A 17,598-nucleotide genomic window follows, 5' to 3' on the forward strand; every position below is an offset into this window, starting at 1 on the left:
TGACGCCGGCCTGGTGCGGCAGTGAGCTGGGCAGACGCCCCGTCAGTCGAGGCAGAACTCGTTGCCCTCCGGGTCGGCCATGATGAGATGGCCGGCGCCCAACGGGGGAGTGGGCTCGTGCCGATCGAGTCGCTTGGCGCCATGCGAGACGAGCCGTTCGGCCTCGGCCTCCAGCGCCGCCATCCGCTCCTCACCCTCCAGCCCGGGGGCCGCGCGGACGTCGAGGTGGACGCGGTTCTTCACCTGCTTGTGCTCCGGCACCCGCTGAAAGAACAGCCGTGGTCGCGAGCCCTCGGGGTCGACCACCGCTGACGCGTCGTTGCGGTTCTCCGGCGGCACACCCATCGCCTCCAGCGCCTGATCCCAGGACTCGAAGTCTCCGGGTGGGGCTTGTACCTGGTAGCCGAGCGTCTCGGCCCAGAAGGTGGCCAACCTCGCCGGGTCGGCGCAGTCGAAGGTGATCTGGACGTCGCGGATCACGGCGGATCCCTGCTTCGTGTTCTGGTCGGTCATGATCCCAGCCTCCCGCGGATAGCGGACAGTGTTGTTCCGCTATCAGTGCAACGATCGACGCGTGACCGTCGAGGCGACGACCGAGCGGGTGCTGCGCCTGCTGGCGCTGCTGCAACGACGACTGTCCTGGACGGCTGCCGAACTGGCCGCGGAGCTGGGGGTCACCGGCCGTTGCGTACGCCGCGACGTGCAGCGTCTGCGGGCGCTCGGCTACCCGGTGCACGCGGTGTCGGGCGTCGGCGGCGGCTACCGACTCGGCGCCGGCACCCGGCTGCCGCCGCTGCTCCTCGACGACGAGGAGGCAATCGCCACGGCGGTGTCCCTGCGGCTCGCCGCCGGGGGCACTGTCGCCGGGGCGAGCGAGGCCGCCCTGCGGGCACTCGCGAAGCTCGATCAGGTGATGCCATCGCGGCTCCGCGCCGAGGTCCGGGCGGTGCACGGTGCCACCGACACCCTCATCGGCCCGGTCGCCGAGATCGACGCGGAACTGCTGGTGACACTCGCCCGCGCCTGTCGGGACGGGGTACGCGTCCGATTCCACTATCCCGGCCGGGGCGCTGGTGAGCAGGAGCGGACGGTCGAGCCGATCCGGATGGTCACGACCGGCCGCCGCTGGTATCTGATGGCCTGGGACGTCGACCGCGCCGACTGGCGGACGTTCCGGCTGGATCGGATCCGGGCTGCGGTCGCGACGACCTGGCGTTTCCCGGCGCGCGAACACCCGGATCCGGTCGCCTTCGTGCAGCGCGCCGTGACCGGGGCACCGTACCGATACCTCGCCCGGGTGCGGGTGCACGCCGAACCGGAGCGGTTGCGGGAGTTGGTCCCACCACAGGTGGGGCGGGTCGAGGATGACAGCGACGGATGGTCGGTGCTGGTCGTCGGCGGCGACAGCCTGGACTGGCTCGCCGCGCACCTCGCCCGCCTGGATCACGAGATGGAGGTGCTGGAGCCTCCCGAGCTGCGCGAGGCCGCAGGCCGGCTCGCCCGTCGCCTCGCCGTGCTGGCGGGTGCGACGTCGGAGCCCGGCGCGCGGTGCCGCAGCGTGTAATGGCGCAGCGACACCGGGCCGCCGTCGGGGGCGGTCCATGGAGCCGTGCTGGTGCCGACACACCGCCATCCCGCGCGCTCGTACAGAGCGGCGGCCGCAGCGCCGTCGGCGGCCAACTCCAGCACCAGGTCCGTCCCGCGTTTGCCCGCCCACTGGCGGGCCCGGTCCAGCAGCGCGCTGCCCAGCGCCAACCCCCGGGCTCTCGGCATCACGAAGAGACGAGCCACCTCAGCCGTCGGCCGGCCGGGCGGCCCGTGCACCTTATCGGGGATGCGATGCACAGCGACGTGTCCGACAACGGCCGCGTCGGCGTCGACGGCGACCCACGCCCGCGCCGGGTGCGGCTCGCGCAGCCAGCGGTGCGGGTCGACGGGCCAGTTCAGCGGGTACGCGTCGACCCGGTGAACCTCGGCGAGCGCCGCGACGCAGCCGTCCAGGTCGGTGGCGCGTCGCCGACGGATGGCGGGCCGGTTCACAGGTCGTCGAACGGGCCGGCGTAGCGGAACTCGCCCCGGATGGACTCGCGCCACGCGTGCATCGGCCGAGCCATGAAGTACTGCGGCCCCCACGGCTGCGGTGGAGTGACGCCCAGCTCGACGGCCGGCCGGAACCCGAAGCGCGGGTAGTAGTCGGGATGCCCGAGCAGGACCACCAGCGGTTCGTCCCGCGCGTCCGCCGCGCCAAGGACCGCGTGCATCAGCGCGCTGCCAACACTGCGCCGCTGCCAGTCGGGCAACACGCCCAGAGGCCCCAGGCCCAACGCCACCGGCGCGCCGCCCACCCGGCCGCGGGTCGCCACCACGTGCCCGACCACCTGGCCGCCCGAATCGGTCGCCACCAGGGAGTACGCAGGCAGCCAGCCCTCATCGGCGCGCAGCGCGTCAACGAGGGTCGCCTCGACCGGTACGCCGTCACCGCCATCGGCCTTGGCGAAGGCCGCGGAGTGCACCGCGCGAATCGCGTCGACGTCGGCGGGTGTCTCGCGTCTGATCAGCACCGCGCCACCATAGACGCGGTGAGTTGGCGGCTCCACGCGTTTATCGCCGGCACGGGACACGGCCCGGCGCTGGCCGACTGCGCCGCCGCCGCCGACTTCTCGATCTGCCGGCGGTCGTCGTGTCTGGCGGTCGTGGTGGGTGGCGGTCGTGGTGGGTGGCGGTCGTGGTGGGTGGCGGGTTGCACTTCGCGGACATGGCGGGGAAACGGTTGATGTCTGTGAGTCATCGTGATGTCGCCCAGTCATCAAGCTCATCGCGATCCGCGATCCGCGATCCGCGATCCGCGATCCGCGATCCGCGATCCGCGATCCCGGGCCCGGTACTTCCCTGCTCCGCGCCTGCGGCTCTCGCCGGCCGTCGGGCGTGCTCTCAACCGACGGCAGTGGCGGAGGGCGGGGCGCTGCCGCCCTGGCGTGCCTCCGGGACCATCAGCCGGATGATCTCCGCTTGGTCGGCGGGCGAGGGCAGTCCCCATTCCGGTCGGTAGCCGTACACCTCGTGCAGTGGGGTTGAGGCGGTGCGGCCGTCCAGGATCTCCACGGCGTCGGTGCCGATCAGGCCGGGGTGTTCGACGCCGCAGGCCTCGGCGACCCTGGTCAGGTCCCGGCGTAGCGTCCGCAGGTAGTTGGCCGCCCGGACCGACTTCAATGCCGGGTCCAGCCCACGGGCGAGCCACGCGTTCTGGGTGGCGACGCCGGTGGGGCAGGTGTCGGTGTGGCACTTCTGCGCCTGGATGCAGCCGACCGCCAGCATCGCCTCCCTGCCGACGTTGACCATGTCGCAGCCGAGCGCGAACGCGACGATGGCGTTGTCCGGCAGGCCGAGCTTGCCGCCGCCGACGAAGACCACCTGCTCGTGCAGACCGTACTCGGCGAAGATCTTGTAGACCCGGGAGAAGCCCTGCTGGAACGGGAGCGACACCGAGTCGGTGAAGATCAGTGGTGCGGCCCCGGTGCCTCCCTCGCCGCCGTCGATCGTCACGAAGTCCACACCCCGGCCGGTGTCCCGCATGAGGGTGGCCAGCTCCTCCCAGAAGCTCAGGTCGCCGACCGCCGACTTGATGCCGACCGGCAGGCCCGTCTCGGCGGCCAGCAACTCCACCCAGTCGAGCAGGCTGTCGCAGTCGGAGAACTCGGCGTGCCGGGACGGGCTGACGCAGTCCTGACCGGCCGGGATGCCCCGGGTGGCGGCGATCTCGGCGGACACCTTCGCCCCGGGCAGCAGCCCACCGAGGCTCGGCTTGGCGCCCTGGCTCAGCTTGATCTCCAGCGCCCGCACCGGTGCGCCGGCGACCAGGTTCTTCAGCCGGTCGAGGCTGAACCGGCCGTGCTCGTCCCGGCAACCGAAGTACGCGGTGCCGAGTTGGAAGACCAGTTCACCACCGTTGCGGTGGTACGGCGACAGGCCGCCCTCGCCGGTGTTCTGCAGGCAACCGGCGAGGGCCGCTCCCTTGTTGAGCGCGGTGATGGCGTTGCCGGAGAGCGAGCCGAAGCTCATTCCGGAGATGTTGACGACCGACTCCGGTCGGAACGCCCGGGCCCGTCCCCGTGCCGCGCCCAGCACCTTCGCGCAGGGCACCCGTACGTCGTGCCCGGCGGTCGGTGCCGACGGCGGCACGGCACGACCAAACGTGCGGTGCTTGATGATCGGGTACCCGGCGGTGTACTCGATGTCGTTGTCGGTGCCGAAACCGAAGTAGTTGTTCTCCTGCTTGGCCGACGCGTACACCCAGCGGCGCTGGTCGCGGGTGAAGGGCCGTTCCTCGTTGTTGCCGGCCACGATGTACTGCCGAAGCTCCGGCCCGATCGTCTCCAACAGGTAGCGGGCCCGGCCGAGGACCGGGAAGTTGCGCAGCAGCGCGTGGTCGCGCTGGATCAGATCCCGCGCGGCGAGTGCCGCGACGGCGGCGGCGACGGCGGGTACGGCTCGACGGGCCCAGGTCATGCCGCAACTCTTTCCGCCGGGGCGGCGGATCAAACCGGTGAGCTGCTGGTGGCGGTGCGGGTGAGCCCCGCACCGCCACCCTGGGCTCAGTGGTGCCGGAACGACTCGCGGACCGACCCGCCGACGACAGTGCACCACGTGCTCGTACTGAGCTTGCCGTTGCGGGGCAGCCCGTGCAGCGCCTGCAGGTCCTGCACCGCCGTGCGGGTGGCGTGGTCGTACGCCCCGGTGACGGTGACCGCGTACCCCTTGGTGGCGAGGATTTCCTGCACGGCGGTGACCGGCGCTCCCGCGGCGTGCTGGTCCAACTCCGGCGCGAGCGTCTCCCAGGTCGGCGTGGTGAGGGTGGCGTCCACGTCGACCGCGATGCCGTTGCGGGCCTGCCAGTCCTGCACCGCCGCCACGGTCGCGGCGTCGAACGTGCCGCTGACGATCACCGGGTAGCCGCGGTAGGCGAGCAGGTGCTGCACCACCCGCACCGAAGGGGAGTTGACGAAGCGCCACAGGTCCGGCCAGCGGCGCGCCGGCACGTCACCGAGCTTGGTGCCCAGCGCGGCGTGCACCCGCCGCCGCAACTCGGGGAACTGTCGGTAGAAGGCGGCGCCCGGGCACTCGGTGGTGCGGAAGTCCCAGTGGCCGAAGATGTCGTACGCGTGCAGCCCGTACTGCCGGCAGATCGCGACGCAGAGCTTGACCAGCGAGTCGGTCAACGCGTCCGGTGGCGTCTCGGTGACGTAGGTGCCCTCGTTCTCGATGCCGATGGCCCGGCCGTTCTCACCCGGACAGTGCGCCGAGATCATCTGCCGGTCGCCGGCTTCGAGGCGCTCCAGGCTGCCCCGGCGGCCCTCCAGCACGTACCCGCCACGGCTCACTGTGAAGTGCTGGCCGGTGTCCGACCAGCCGTTGCCGTCCATGTGCAGGTCCTGGCAGTTGTGGGCCAGCTTGACGGCCTGCTCACGGGAGTAGTCGGTGACGTTCGGGAACGCCATGTGGTGCACGATGATCTTGTTGGTGGCGATGGCGCTCACCGACAGCGGGTCCTTCGGCGGGCGGGCGGCCCACTCGTCACAACTGATGATCCAGTCCAGGTCGGTGCCCGGCGCGGCCTGCGCCGCGCCCGGGAAGGCGAGTTCGCTCCCGACGACGGCGACCGTGGCGGCGCCGAGACCGGCCCGCAGCAGCGTCCGGCGATCCACTTCTGAATGGTCGACGTGCATTGCATCTCCTCCTGCGGCCGACGGCGGGGGGATGAAAAGTAGCTCCAGTGGCCGCACGCACTGCGGAGAATATTGCCAAAACTCGCCCGCGCGCTAGAGGGCCGACAGGCCTGATGATCACTTGTGTTTCCGCGTGTCGGGTCGGGGGTAGGTCGGGGCGGACCGTTCCGGCTGCCCCACTTAAGGAATGACCAGATGAGTGACAACGTCAGCGACGCGGTGGGCGACGCTCTCCGCTCGGTGATGCTCTTCCTGCCCAAGGCCGTCGCCTTCCTGGCGATCCTGGTGGCCGGATGGCTGATCGCCAAGGCCGTACTGAAGATCGTGGAGAGGGTCCTCGAACGGGTGGGCTTCGACCGCGCCGTCGAACGCGGCGGCATCCGCCGCGCGTTGAGCCGCTCCCGGTACGACGCCAGTGACATCGTCGCGAAGCTCGTCTACTACGCGCTGCTGCTGTTCACCCTTCAGCTCGCCTTCGGCATCTGGGGCCCGAACCCGATCTCCGACCTTCTCGGCGCGGTGATCGCGTGGCTGCCCCGCGCCTTCGTCGCGATCGTCATCGTCGTGGTCGCCGCCGCCATCGCCAACGCGGTCAAGGACATCATCAGCGGCGCCCTCGGCGGCCTGTCGTACGGCCGGGTGCTGGCCACCATCGCCTCGGTGTTCATCCTCGGCCTCGGCGTCATCGCGGCGCTCAACCAGATCGGCGTGGCCACCGCGGTCACCACTCCCGTGCTGATCGCCGTGCTGGCCACGATCGGCGGCATCCTCGTCGTCGGTGTCGGCGGAGGTCTGATCCGTCCGATGCAGAGCCGTTGGGAGTCATGGCTGACCCGCGCCGAGCGGGAGTCGCAGCTGATCGCCGAGCACGCCCAGGCGTACCGGGCCAGTCGCCGCGACGCCGAGGCCGCGCTGGCCCGCCGGTCGGCCACCACCAGCGACGCGGAGGCCACCCAGGTGGTGACGCGGCCCAGCGACGCGGAGGCCACCCAGGTGGTGACGCGGCCCAGCGACCCGGAGGCCACCCAGGTCGTCCACTTCCCGGTCAGCTCCGACGCCACCCAGGTGGTCGACCGCAGCGCCGCCGACGACCCAACCCCGACGACGGCCCGGCCCTCAGCGACCGACGACACGACCCAGGTGGTCAGCGGCTCGGCCGATTCGGACGTCACGCAGGTGGTGGGCACCGGCGTCGACCCCGACACCACCCAGGTGGTCACGGGCGGCACCGATCGCGCGGTGCCCGGGCAGCGCACCAGCGACGACAGCGAGACCACCACCGTCATTCCGCCGGTCGACCGGCGCTGACACCAGCGGTACGGCGGCGGGGCGGGACCGATTCGATCCCGCCCCGCCTCTCGTTGTCCGCCCCGCCCCGCCCCGCCCGGTTCGCGTTGCTCGGCGCGCCGAAAGCGTTGGCCGAGGCCGCGCCGGTTGTCTAGCATCGCGGGCATGACCTGGCGACATTGATCCAGCAGCGTCGGCCGATCCCGTGGGCCACCACGGTCACCGCACGTCCGGTGTCCGTCTCCACTCCCACGGGAAGGCCCCATGACCCTCATCGCTTCGCGCGTGCCCGAGCCGGCGGTCCGTCGGCTGACGGCGACCCTCTACGGGTACGCGTTCCTCAGTGACCTGGTCCTGCTCTACCCCCTGTACGTGGTGTTCTTCGCCGACACCGGGCTGTCGGTGGGGCAGATCGCGTCGCTCTTCGTCATCTGGTCCGCCGCCGGGATCCTGTTCGAGGTGCCCTCCGGCGCCTGGGCCGACGTGCTGTCCCGCCGACTGCTGCTGTGCCTCGCCCCGCTGGTGGCCGCCGCGGGTTTCGCGCTCTGGGTGCTGCTGCCCTCGTACCCGGCCTTCGCTGTCGGCTTCCTGCTCTGGGGCGCTGGTGGCGCACTGGTCTCCGGTGCGCTGGAGGCGTTGGTCTGGACCGAGTTGGACCGGCTCGGCGCTGTCGACCGGTACGCCCGGGTGCTCGGGCGGGCGCGGACGGCCGGTGTGCTCGGGGTGGTGGTCTCCGGAGTGCTCGCCGGCCCGGTGCTCGCCGTCGGCGGTTACCCGGTGGTCGGCGCTGCCAGCGTGCTCGCCTGCCTGCTCGCCACGATCGTCGCCACCCGCTTCCCGGAACACCGCGCGCCCGCCGCGGTCGGCGTTCCGGTCGCCGAGCCGGCGGCGGCCGTCCGGCCGGTGGGTGCCACACCACCCCGGCAGGACGAGCCCGTGAGCCCGGACGACGACGGTGACCTGGGGTGGTGGGACACGCTGCGGGACGGGGTCTCGCAGGTCCGCACCCGTCCGCCGGTACGGGCCGCCGTGCTGCTGGTGGCCGTGGTCGCCGCCGACTGGGGTGCCCTGGACGAGTACACCCCGCTGCTCGCCCTGGACACCGGCGTCGGGGCGCAGGCCGTACCCCTGCTGCTCCTGCTGCTCTGGGCCGGAGTCACAGTCGGTGGGCTGCTCGCCCCGGCGGGGGAGCGGCTGGGCAGCCGAGGGTACGCCGCGTTGTTGGGGCTGGTCGGCGTCGCGCTGGCCGGAGGCGCCCTGTTGCGGCACCCGGCGGGGTTCGTGCTGCTCGCGGTGGCGTTCGCTGCCGCGCAGTTGGCCACCGTGCTGGCCGACGCGCGGCTCCAGGCCCGGATCGTCGGCAGCAGCCGGGCCACCGTCACCTCCCTGGCCGGGATGGCCACGGACGTGCTGATCATCGTGACGTACGCCGCCTATGGCCTGCTCGCCACGGCGGCCGGCAACTCGGTGGCGTTCGCGCTGACCGCCGGGGCGTACCTCGTGGTGGCGCTGGTGCTGCTGACCCGCCGCCGGCACCGGACGACGGTGCCCACCGTCGTGGCCGCGGCTGTGCCGGGCGGCCCGGACTGACCGGGGCCCGGCGGCGGCCTCCGCGGGCCGCCGCCGGGCCGCACGCTCAGCCGGCCATGTGCAGGAACGACCACTGGTGCCCGTCGAGGTCCCGGAAGCCACGCATGTACATCGGCCCGTTGGCAATCCCCGGCCCGAGCGACTCCCCACCGGCGACCACCACCTTGTCGACCAGTTCATCGACCTGCCCCCGGCTCGACGCCGACAGCCCGACGATCACCTCGCGGCTGGTCGCCGTGTCCGCGGCGGCGACACCCGTGTACGCCTCGAAACCCGAGCGGAGGTGCAGCACCAACCGGGTGGTGTCGGAGATGGTGAGCACGGTGCTGTCGCCGTCCGGCTGGGCCTGGTCGCTGGTGAAGCCGATCGCCCGGTAGAACTCGGTCGCGGTGGTCAGGTCGCGCACCGGCAGGTTGATGAATGTCGTGGTCATCGGTGGTCTCCGTCCGTTTCGAGCAACACCTTCAGTACGCCTTCAGCTCCGCGGCCTGCTCGGCTCCGGTCAGCTTCTCGTGCGGGACGTTGACCCGGGCCTTCGACTCGCCGACAGCGTCGATGCCGACGACGATCCTGGTAGGGCCCCGGGCCCAGTCGGCCCGGAAGCTGCGCGGCGCGGTGGCGGTGCGGACGCGCACCCGTCAGGGTTGGTCACCGTCGAGGTAGACCCAGCGGCCGTCCTCGCGGACGAACCGGCTGTGTTCGGTCAACGTGCCGGGCCGGCCCGCGTCCCGGTAGTGGGCGTGGAAGGTCACAGTGCCGGCGGTGTCGAGCAGGCCGCCCCGCTCGGTCTCCACGATCTCCAGTCGGGTCCACCGCTGCCCCGGGTCAAGCTCCAGGGAGGCGGGCCGGGTCGAGGAGTGCCAGCTGCGCAGCAGGTAACCCGAGTCGCCGAGGGCGAAGGCGCTGAACCGGGAGCGCATCAACGCCTCGGCCGTCGCCGGGGCGTCGCCGCCGTGCGCCGGCGCGCAGCAGTCCGTGTACGCCCGGCCGGAACCGCACGGGCACGCCCGTCCCGTTGTCGCGTTCGCCCGCCGACGTCCCGCACCCTTACCCACGTCGCCATCCTGCCGCACCCGACCTAGTCGAGCGGCACCGGCAGCGGCACCGGCCGCTTGGCCACCCGGTCGTCGCCCGACGACTGGCCCCGCAGGTGCCGGGCCAGCCAGGGCAGCAGGTGCCGACGGGTCCAGGCCAGCTCGGCGCCGAACACCTCGCCGCGGCGCCGCCGGGGTGCCGGCGGCAACGGCTGCGTCCAGGAGTCGTCGAACCCGGGCAGACCCGCCGTGTACGCCAGTGCGGCGGCGATGCGCTCGTGCCCGGCGCTGTTGGCGTGCAGCCGGTCGTCGCTCCACAGCCGGGGATCGGAGGAGACCGGGTGGGCGCCCAGGTCGAGGAGGGTGGCGCCGGTCCGTGCGGTGGCGGCCCGCAGCGCCTCGTTGAGCGCCAGCATGCGACCACGCAGCGGCCGGGCCAACGGCATCACGGGCGCCGGATCCGGCATCGTGAAGGTCAGCACCGTGGCTCCCTGCTCGACCAGTGCCTGCTGCATCGCCGCCACATCCCCGGCGACCTGGTCCGCGTCGAAGGAGGGGCGCAGCACATCGTTCATGCCGGCGACCACGGTGGCCAGGTCGGGGGCCAGGTCGAGGGCGGGCTGGAGCTGCTCGGCGCGGATCAACGCGGTGGTCCGGCCCCGGATGGCCAGGTTCGCGTATTCCAGACCGCCCTGGGCGCGAGCCACCGCCAGGGCGAACCGGTCGGCCCAGCCCCGGTAGCCACCGATGCCGTCCGGGTCGTCGAGCCCTTCGGTGGTGCTGTCGCCGATCGCCACGTACCGCTGCCACATCACCCGCGCGAGGTTAGACCTCGGTCAGCTCGGGCGGACCACCGACCTCACAGCCAGCCGGAGCGGCGGAACAGCCGGTACAGGAACAGGGCCGCCGCCGCCATCAGGGTGAGGGCCCCGGCGTAGCCGTAGCGCCAGGCCAGCTCGGGCATGTGGTCGAAGTTCATGCCGTAGATGCCGGCGATGCCGGTCTGGGTGGCCGCGATGGCCGCCCAGGCGGCGATCTTGCGCATGTCGTTGTTCTGCTCGACGGCGAGCTGCGCCAGCCGCGACTGGACGATCGAGGTGAGCAGGTCGTCGTACGCGGCCACCCGGTCCACAGCCCGGCTCAGCCGGCCGTCGACGTCGACGAACCAGCGGTGCAGGGCGCGCGGCGGGCCGTCGGGTTCGAGCAGCGTACGCATCGGCCCCTGCAACGGCAGGACCGCGCGCTTGAACTCCACCACCTCCCGTTTGAGCTGGTAGATGTGCTGGATGTCGGCGGCGCGGTCGCGGGCGAACACCGCCTCCTCGACCCGCTCCAGGTCCCGTTCCACGTGGCCGGCCACCTCCAGGTAGGAGTCGACCATGCGGGCGCAGACCGCGTACGCCACCGCCCACGGGCCGGCGGCCAGCAGCGCGGGGCGGCGCTCGATGTCGGCGCGAACGCTGCGCAGCGCCCCGGCGGCACCGTGCCGCACCGTGATGGCGAAGCGGTCACCGAGCAGCACCATGACGTCCCCGGTGTCGATCACCTCGGAGGTCTCGGTCAGCTCGTCGTGCTCCACATACCCGGCGGTGCGCAGGACCAGCAGCGTGACCGGCCCGTGGCGCTGCACTGTGGGTCGGTGCCCGTCGGCGAGCGCCTGTTCGACTGTCAGTTCGTCGAGGCCGAAGGTCTGGCCGACTGCGGCGAGCACCGCCGGGCCGGGATCATGCAGTCCCAGCCACACGAAGGCGTCGCGGCCGTGCCGCGCCCGGGCGTACGCGTCGGCGTAGTGCGGTTGACCGGGTTCCCGGCGGCCCTTGACGTAGACGGCGCAGTCGACCACGGCGTCCGGGTTGGACCGGCGGAGGTTGGGGGAGTCGCCCTCGACCCGCCCGAGCAGTCGACGGGCCAGGGCGCGTACGCCTCGACCGGTCCGGTCCCGTACCGGTCGCTGATCCACCGCGTGCCTCCCCGTCGCCGGCGTACCGTCCCGATCAGGGGATGGTGCCACCGCATTCTGCCGACGAGGGTCCGGCTCCCGACAGCGGGGAGGCGGCGTGGGCGGCTCGGGCCGGCGGTCGAGGTTCCGGCGGTGCGGGTAACGCCGGTTGCGGCGGTGCGGGTGGCCCCGGTTCAGGCGGTGCGGGTGGCGAAGACGACGACGTTGTCGACGTAGTTGCCGGTCGCCGCGTCGAACCGGCCGCCGCAGGTGATCAGGCGCAGCCCGGCGGCGTCCGCCGGGCCGTAGACCAGGGCGGTGGGGAAGTGCTCCTTCGGGTACGCCCGGACGTCGTCCACTGTGAAGGTGGCGACCCGTGCGTCGGCGCGGGTGACCTGCACCTGCTGCCCGGCGCGGAGCCGACCGAGATCGAAGAAGACCGCCGGGCCGGACGGCGCGTCGACGTGTCCGACCAGGACAGCGTTGCCGGTCTCACCGGGGCTGACCCCGTACCGGTACCAGCCGGCGAGGGTGGGCCGGTCCAGTGGCGGCACCTCCAGCACCCCGGCGGCGTCGGCGCCGACGGGGACGATGTCGGCGCGTACGTCGATGGCGGGGATCTGCACCCGGACCGGCGCGGCGGGTGGCAGCGGAGCCAGGTCCGGTGCGGGGTGGGTGCGGGTCGGCGCGTCGGCCGACGGTTGTGGTGGCCGCGCCGGGTCGGCGGTGAGGCCGACGGTGATCAGCCCGAGCCCGGTCACGCCGAGCAGGGCCACCACTGCCGGTAGGGTCCGCCGCCACCGCACGTGTGCACCTCCGTACCGGATTGTCGGGGTGCCCGCGCCGGTGTCACCGGCGCGGGCACCCGTCTCAGGGATGGAACGGTCGCCGATCAGGCGACAGTGGACACCGGACGGCGCCGGCGGATCAGGATCACCGCGCCGGCGAGGGCGGTGCCGAGCAGCGTGCCGCCGGCGGCGAGAGCGCCGGTGTCACGGTTGTCGCCGCCGGAGCCGGCCGGCGCGCCGCCGATCGGGGTGACGGCGAAGGTGGCGGTGCCGGCCGAGCTGCCGTCGCCGCAGGTCGCCGCCACCGTGTACGTGCCCAGGGTGAATCCGGCGGTGAAGAGTTCGGCGCTCAGCCCGCCGCCGGCTGCGGCCGTGGTGGATCGGACGTTCTGGTCGCGGTTGGGGCCGGTGACCCGGAAGAGGGCGTCACCCGACTTCGGGTTGCAGGTCGTCGCGGTGAGCACGACGGTCCCACCGACCGGGGTGGTGGCCGGTGACACAGTGGTGTCGGCCAGTGCGGCGCCTGGCAGCAGGAGCGTGCCGAGGCCCACGCCGAGCGCCGCCGAGCAGAGTGCTGTTGAGACCTTCATACGCGTCTTCCCTCACTTTTCGTCCGCTGACTGCGTGGGACGTCGTTCGGGTGGCCAACTCCGTGACTAGCACCGGTGTGCCCAACACTAGGTGGGTTGGGTCCTCGATCAGGTGAAAATGAGAAATCCTCGTTGCCGTCACGTGTCCACCCGAAGGCGGGGAGAGCTGCCGAAAGGCCCTGACGGCCCGACCGGCACCGGTGCTCCGATCGATGTCCATCCGGTCGGGCTGTCGTCGCTGGGCCGATGGCGAGGTATTGCCGGAGACGGCGGAAATGCACCGCCGGGCGGTGCGCCCTCGGGTCAGCCGGCCGGGCTCGGGTCAGGCATCGGCTCGCCGGTCTCCAGCAGGGTCTTGAGGCTGGCCAGCAGCTCCGGCCAGCCGCCGCTGCCGTCGAGTTGGCCGCTGATCGCTCGGTGCATCTCGCTGTCGGGGGAGAAGTCGTCATGGATGACGGTCAGCCGGACGGTCGACCCGCTGTGCGGCTCGATCTCGAAGGTCACCTTCGAGCGGCGCTCACCGAGCCGCGCGGCCAGCTCCTCGTCGGACCAGCCGAAGTGCTCGGCGTGCTCGGGTTGGAAGCCGTGCCAACCGTAGGAGAGACGACGGTACGGCTCGGCGACGAGCACTCGCTGGCCGAGGTCGCGCGGCTCGACGTCCGGTGCGTCCTGCCACAGCACGGGTGACCCGACCTGCCAGTCCGAGACCAGCGCGACTCCACCCCAGTAGCGACGGGTGAACGCCGGTTCGGTGAGCGCGGACCACAGTCGCTGGGCGGTGGTGGTCACGTAGGTGGTGTAGACGAAGGTCGGGCTCTCCATGGGTTGTCGCTCCAATGCGGTGGTCAGGTCGGCCAGCGTGGCGGCGCGTTCGCGGTCGTAGCGGCTGAGCCACCGGTCGGCGATGGCGTTGATCGGGGCGGCGTTGAGGTAGTGCAGCTTTTCCCGGCCGCGCCGCACGGTCGTGACGAGATTGGCCGCCTCCAGCACCGACAGGTGCTTGCTGACGGCCTGTCGGGTGCCGGCCAGCCCGTCGCACAGCTCCCGCAGGGTCTGGCCGTTGCGCTCGTTGAGCCGGTCCAGCAGTCGACGCCTGCTGGGGTCGGCCAGCGCCCGGAACGCGTCGTCCATCGACCCTCCCACAACAGGCAATCATTCGGTTGCCTGTCAAGTTAGGCAACCAACGGGTTGCCTGTCAACCTGGCCGCGGGCGGGCTTCTGCCGGAGGGATAAATCCCCGTGCCGCCCGGAGAGACGCTGGTAGGTTCGCTCGCCGTGACACGGAACGTGGGAGCTGGCCTGGGACCGGTGTTCGCCAAACTCTGGGCGGCGAGCACCCTCTCGGCCCTGGCCACCGTCGCAGCGCCGCTGTTCGTCGCGTCGCGCACCGACGACCCGCTCGTGGTCGCCGGAGCGTCCGCCGTGGCGTGGCTGCCGTGGCTGCTCTTCGCCCTGCCCGGCGGGGTGCTGGTGGACCGGATGGACCGGCGCCGCCTGATGATCGTCATCGACCTGGTCCGGGTGGTCGCGCTCGCCGTTCTGGCCACGGCGATCCTCAGCGGCAAGGGCGGGGTGGTGCTCCTGTTCGCGGTGCTGTTCCTGGTCAACACCGGTGAGATCGTGTTCCGCGCGGCGAGCCAGGCCATGGTTCCGGTAGTGGTGCCGCGGCACCGACTAGAGCGCGCCAACGGATGGCTCAGCGGCGGCGCCACTCTCATGCACAGCATGCTCGCCGGCCCGCTCGGCGGCTTCCTGTTCGCGCTCTCGGCGGGCAGCCCGTTCCTGGTCAACGCGGTCACGTACGCCCTCAGCGCCGTACTGGTGGCGCTGATCGGCGGGGACTTCCGGGCCGCCGTCGGCGACACTCACGCACGCCGTACCCGCTCGATGGGCGGCGAGATCGTCGAAGGCCTGCGCTGGCTGGCCAACCAGCGGCTGCTGCGCACGATGGCACTGCTGATCGGTCTGCTCAACGTGACCCTCACCGCCGCGCTCGCGGTGCTGGTGCTGCTCGCCGGCGAGCGGCTGGGCCTCGGATCCGTCGGCTACGGCCTGCTCTTCACCTGCATGGCCACCGGTGGGGTGCTCGGCGCCCTCCTCGGCGACCGGATCATCGCCCGGATCAGCGCCACCTGGACGATCCGGATCGGCCTGCTCGTCGAGGCGGGGCTGCACCTGGCGTTGGCCGCGTCCCGCAGCACCATCGTGGTCGGGTTCGCGCTGTTCGCCTTCGGCGTGCACGGCGGGCTGTGGAACATCGTGTCGAACTCACTGCGCCAGCGCCTCACCCCAGCGAACCTGCAGGGTCGGGTGGCCAGCACGAACCTTTTCGTGGCGGCGGGCGGCAACTGCGTGGGCGCACTGCTGGGCGGGCTGCTGGCCGCCCGATTCGGCATCACAGCGCCGTACTGGGTCGGGTTGGTGGTGGCGATCGGCGTCTCCGCCGCCACCTGGCGGGTCTTCAACCGCGCCGCCGTCGCGCGCGCCTATGCCGACCCGCCCCCGGTCGAGTCGCCCGCGCCGGTGGCCTGAGCGCCGTGGCGGCCCATCGGGTGGTGGCGCGCGTCGGTGTGGCAGCGTGGTGCGGGTGACCGACTCCGCGCCGCTCGACGTCGACCTCGCGCTGCTCGGTGGCGGCGGCGCCGCGTCGTTGCTGCTCGCCGCACTGGACCGCCACGGCGTCCGGGATCTGCGGGTCGCCATCGTCGACCCGGTGCGCCGACGCGGTCAGGACCGTACCTGGGCGTTCTGGGGTCACCCCGACGGCGACCTGGACCCGCTGCTCAGCGCGAGCTGGCAGCAGGTCGAGGTGGCGACGGCGGCGCGACGCCGCGTCCTGGACCTCACCCCGCTGCGGTACGCCATGCTCCGCTCCGGCCCGGTCTACGACCGGGCTGCCGACGCCGAGCGTCGCCTCGACGCCATTCGGATCGTCGCGCCCGCCGAGACAGTGCATGACGACGGCAACCGGGTGCTGGTGGGCACCGGCGACGGGCGCGGCGTACGGGCCGGCTGGGTCCTCGACTCCCGCCCCCGCCCGCCGGCACGAGCGGGGCGAACCACCTGGTTGCAGCACTTCCGGGGGTGGTGGCTGGAGGCTGACCGGCCGGTCTTCGACCCGACCCGTGCGGTGCTGATGGACTTCCGTACCCCGCAGCCGCCCCGGGGCGTCTCCTTCGGGTATGTGCTGCCGGTGAGCGACCGCTACGCCCTGGTCGAGTACACCGAGTTCTCGCCGGACCTGCTCACCGACGCCGGGTACGACGCGGCGCTGGCCGGCTACCGGGATCTGCTCGGACTGGACCCGACCGGGCTGCGGGTGCGCGAGGTGGAGAACGGGGTGATCCCGATGACCGACGCGCCGTTCCCCGCCCGGCCCACCCCCCGCGTGGTCCGACTCGGCACGGCCGGTGGCGCGACCCGCCCCTCCACCGGCTTCACCTTCTCCGCCATGTACCGCCAGGCCGACCAGGTGGCCCGCGCCCTCGCCGCGGGCGGCGCGCCGGTGCCCCAGCCGGCGTACCCGCGGCGGCACCGTTGGATGGACGCGGTTGCGCTGCGCGCGCTGGACCGGGGCGGGGTGGGCGGTCCTGATTTCTTCGATCGGCTCTTCGACCGCAACCCGGCCGAGCGGGTGCTGCGCTTCCTCGACGGCCGCACCACTCCGGCCGAGGAAGTCGCCATCATGAATTCGACCCGACTGTTGCCGATGATCGCCGCGACCGCTGGTGATGCCGCAGACCGGGTCCGCGACCGGCTGCGCCCCACCCGGCCGGCGCCGGCCATCCCACCCGCGGTGGTGGGTTCGACGCCGACGGCTCGGCGCGCCGGCCCCCCGAGCGGGGAGGACGACGTCCGCTCCCGGTAGGTTGCCGGGCATGGTGGACGCGGCGGCCGGCAGGGGCGTGCAGATCTGGACCGACGGGGCGTGCAGTGGCAACCCCGGTCCGGGTGGTTGGGGTGCGCTGCTGCGCTACGGCGATCACGAGCGGGAGCTGTGCGGCGGTGAGGCCACGCCCACCACCAACAACCGGATGGAGCTGATGGCGGCCATCCAGGCGTTGGAGAGCCTGAACCGGCCGGTTACCGTGGAGCTGCACACCGACAGCACGTACGTGCGCAACGGCATCACCAGTTGGCTGGCGTCGTGGAAGCGCAACGGTTGGCGGACCGCCGCGAAGCAGCCGGTGAAGAACGCCGACCTGTGGCAGCGGCTGGAAGCGGCCTGCGAACGGCACGAGGTCACCTGGCTGTGGGTCAAGGGGCACAACGGCCACCCGGAGAACGAGCGGGCCGACGGGCTCGCCAACAAGGGCATGACCGAGGCCCGGGGCGCGCTGACCAGCCGCTGATCCCGGGTCAGCGGGCCGCGTCGGGGTGCCCCGGCATGCTGGAACCGCCGCCGCTGCTGCCGGATGAACCACCGGCGACGCCCGAGTTGTCGGGCTCGGTCACGATGTCCGGCCGGACGTCGGTGTCCGCCGGTGCGGGGACCTCGGTGTCCGCCTCGACCTGCACCAGTGGCACCTGGCCGGCTTCGTCCTCACTGTGCTGCGGGTCGCCCGGCAGCTCACCGTCGCGCTTTCGGTAGCCCACGCCGTGCCCCCCGTCGATGCCGTTTCGCGTCGGCGCTGGCTACCCGGCGTC

At 72.4% G+C, this 17,598-nt stretch carries 19 protein-coding genes and 1 pseudogene; 6 read left to right on the forward strand and 14 right to left on the reverse strand.

Annotated elements, in window-relative coordinates; genetic code table 11:
- Positions 1-42: 42 nt before the first annotated feature.
- Positions 43-513 (reverse strand): VOC family protein, encoded by a 471-nt coding sequence (locus tag ACGF3C_RS29625; protein ID WP_357234301.1) that lies wholly within the window; start codon positions 511-513, stop codon positions 43-45.
- 61 nt (positions 514-574) lie between these two features.
- On the opposite strand from ACGF3C_RS29625, the gene ACGF3C_RS29630 reads away from it, so the two are divergent.
- Complete coding sequence (locus ACGF3C_RS29630) at positions 575-1,564, forward strand: helix-turn-helix transcriptional regulator (RefSeq protein WP_393226987.1); 990 nt, start codon at positions 575-577, stop codon at positions 1,562-1,564.
- Between the two features lie 74 nt (positions 1,565-1,638).
- Here the strand turns inward: ACGF3C_RS29630 and ACGF3C_RS29635 are convergent.
- From ACGF3C_RS29635 to ACGF3C_RS29650, 4 genes and pseudogenes are all read right to left on the reverse strand, one after another.
- Positions 1,639-2,133 (reverse strand): annotated as a pseudogene (locus ACGF3C_RS29635) (GNAT family N-acetyltransferase); the annotation flags it as partial.
- Positions 2,037-2,561, reverse strand: a complete 525-nt coding sequence (locus ACGF3C_RS29640) for an N-acetyltransferase (RefSeq protein WP_357231438.1) — start codon at positions 2,559-2,561, stop codon at positions 2,037-2,039. The pseudogene ACGF3C_RS29635 and the gene ACGF3C_RS29640, both read right to left, overlap by 97 nt.
- A 370-nt stretch (positions 2,562-2,931) precedes the next feature.
- Entirely contained in the window at positions 2,932-4,506 is a 1,575-nt protein-coding gene (locus tag ACGF3C_RS29645) for an FMN-binding glutamate synthase family protein (RefSeq protein WP_393226989.1), read from the reverse strand.
- 86 nt (positions 4,507-4,592) lie between these two features.
- A complete protein-coding gene (locus tag ACGF3C_RS29650; protein WP_393226991.1) occupies positions 4,593-5,702 on the reverse strand; it encodes a peptidoglycan-binding protein in 1,110 nt (369 codons plus the stop codon).
- Positions 5,703-5,918: 216 nt separating this feature from the next.
- Between ACGF3C_RS29650 and ACGF3C_RS29655 the strand changes: the two genes are divergently transcribed.
- The gene (locus ACGF3C_RS29655) at positions 5,919-7,031 is read left to right on the forward strand and encodes a hypothetical protein (protein WP_357231429.1); all 1,113 of its coding nucleotides are present in this window, start codon (positions 5,919-5,921) and stop codon (positions 7,029-7,031) included.
- Positions 7,032-7,274: 243 nt separating this feature from the next.
- A complete protein-coding gene (locus tag ACGF3C_RS29660; RefSeq protein ID WP_393226993.1) occupies positions 7,275-8,600 on the forward strand; it encodes an MFS transporter in 1,326 nt (441 codons plus the stop codon).
- 46 nt (positions 8,601-8,646) lie between these two features.
- Here the strand turns inward: ACGF3C_RS29660 and ACGF3C_RS29665 are convergent, their stop codons facing one another.
- The 8 genes from ACGF3C_RS29665 to ACGF3C_RS29700 all read right to left on the reverse strand — a co-directional run bounded on the left by ACGF3C_RS29665 (position 8,647) and on the right by ACGF3C_RS29700 (position 14,082).
- A complete protein-coding gene (locus tag ACGF3C_RS29665; protein ID WP_357234086.1) occupies positions 8,647-9,033 on the reverse strand; it encodes a hypothetical protein in 387 nt (128 codons plus the stop codon).
- 31 nt (positions 9,034-9,064) lie between these two features.
- The gene (locus ACGF3C_RS29670) at positions 9,065-9,235 is read right to left on the reverse strand and encodes a hypothetical protein (protein ID WP_393226995.1); all 171 of its coding nucleotides are present in this window, start codon (positions 9,233-9,235) and stop codon (positions 9,065-9,067) included.
- 3 nt (positions 9,236-9,238) lie between these two features.
- The gene (locus tag ACGF3C_RS29675; RefSeq protein WP_357234092.1) at positions 9,239-9,655 is read right to left on the reverse strand and encodes a YchJ family metal-binding protein; all 417 of its coding nucleotides are present in this window, start codon (positions 9,653-9,655) and stop codon (positions 9,239-9,241) included.
- 23 nt (positions 9,656-9,678) lie between these two features.
- On the reverse strand, positions 9,679-10,446 hold the full coding sequence (locus ACGF3C_RS29680; protein WP_393227170.1) for an SGNH/GDSL hydrolase family protein: 768 nt from the start codon (positions 10,444-10,446) through the stop codon (positions 9,679-9,681).
- A gap of 47 nt (positions 10,447-10,493) precedes the next feature.
- A complete protein-coding gene (locus ACGF3C_RS29685) occupies positions 10,494-11,594 on the reverse strand; it encodes a magnesium and cobalt transport protein CorA (protein WP_393226997.1) in 1,101 nt (366 codons plus the stop codon).
- 173 nt (positions 11,595-11,767) lie between these two features.
- Positions 11,768-12,379, reverse strand: coding sequence for a class F sortase (locus ACGF3C_RS29690; protein WP_355009077.1), 612 nt, complete (start codon positions 12,377-12,379; stop codon positions 11,768-11,770).
- 86 nt (positions 12,380-12,465) lie between these two features.
- Positions 12,466-12,951: a hypothetical protein gene (locus ACGF3C_RS29695; RefSeq protein WP_091406610.1), complete on the reverse strand. Its 486-nt coding sequence runs from the start codon at positions 12,949-12,951 to the stop codon at positions 12,466-12,468.
- A gap of 303 nt (positions 12,952-13,254) precedes the next feature.
- Positions 13,255-14,082, reverse strand: a complete 828-nt coding sequence (locus ACGF3C_RS29700; RefSeq protein ID WP_393226999.1) for an ArsR/SmtB family transcription factor — start codon at positions 14,080-14,082, stop codon at positions 13,255-13,257.
- Between the two features lie 144 nt (positions 14,083-14,226).
- Here ACGF3C_RS29700 and ACGF3C_RS29705 point away from each other — a divergent pair, with 144 nt between their 5' ends.
- From ACGF3C_RS29705 to rnhA, 3 genes are read left to right on the forward strand one after another with little or no spacing between them, the layout of a single operon-like run.
- Entirely contained in the window at positions 14,227-15,483 is a 1,257-nt protein-coding gene (locus ACGF3C_RS29705) for an MFS transporter (RefSeq protein WP_393227001.1), read from the forward strand.
- A gap of 55 nt (positions 15,484-15,538) precedes the next feature.
- Complete coding sequence (locus ACGF3C_RS29710; protein WP_393227002.1) at positions 15,539-16,819, forward strand: lycopene cyclase family protein; 1,281 nt, start codon at positions 15,539-15,541, stop codon at positions 16,817-16,819.
- Between the two features lie 10 nt (positions 16,820-16,829).
- Complete coding sequence (gene rnhA / locus ACGF3C_RS29715; protein WP_091406604.1) at positions 16,830-17,303, forward strand: ribonuclease HI; 474 nt, start codon at positions 16,830-16,832, stop codon at positions 17,301-17,303.
- 7 nt (positions 17,304-17,310) lie between these two features.
- Here rnhA and ACGF3C_RS29720 read toward each other — a convergent pair whose 3' ends face one another.
- On the reverse strand, positions 17,311-17,547 hold the full coding sequence (locus ACGF3C_RS29720; RefSeq protein WP_355009073.1) for a preprotein translocase YidC: 237 nt from the start codon (positions 17,545-17,547) through the stop codon (positions 17,311-17,313).
- Positions 17,548-17,598: the final 51 nt, after the last annotated feature.

The organism is Micromonospora sp. NPDC047762, assembly GCF_043204655.1.
Classification (GTDB): domain Bacteria; phylum Actinomycetota; class Actinomycetes; order Mycobacteriales; family Micromonosporaceae; genus Micromonospora.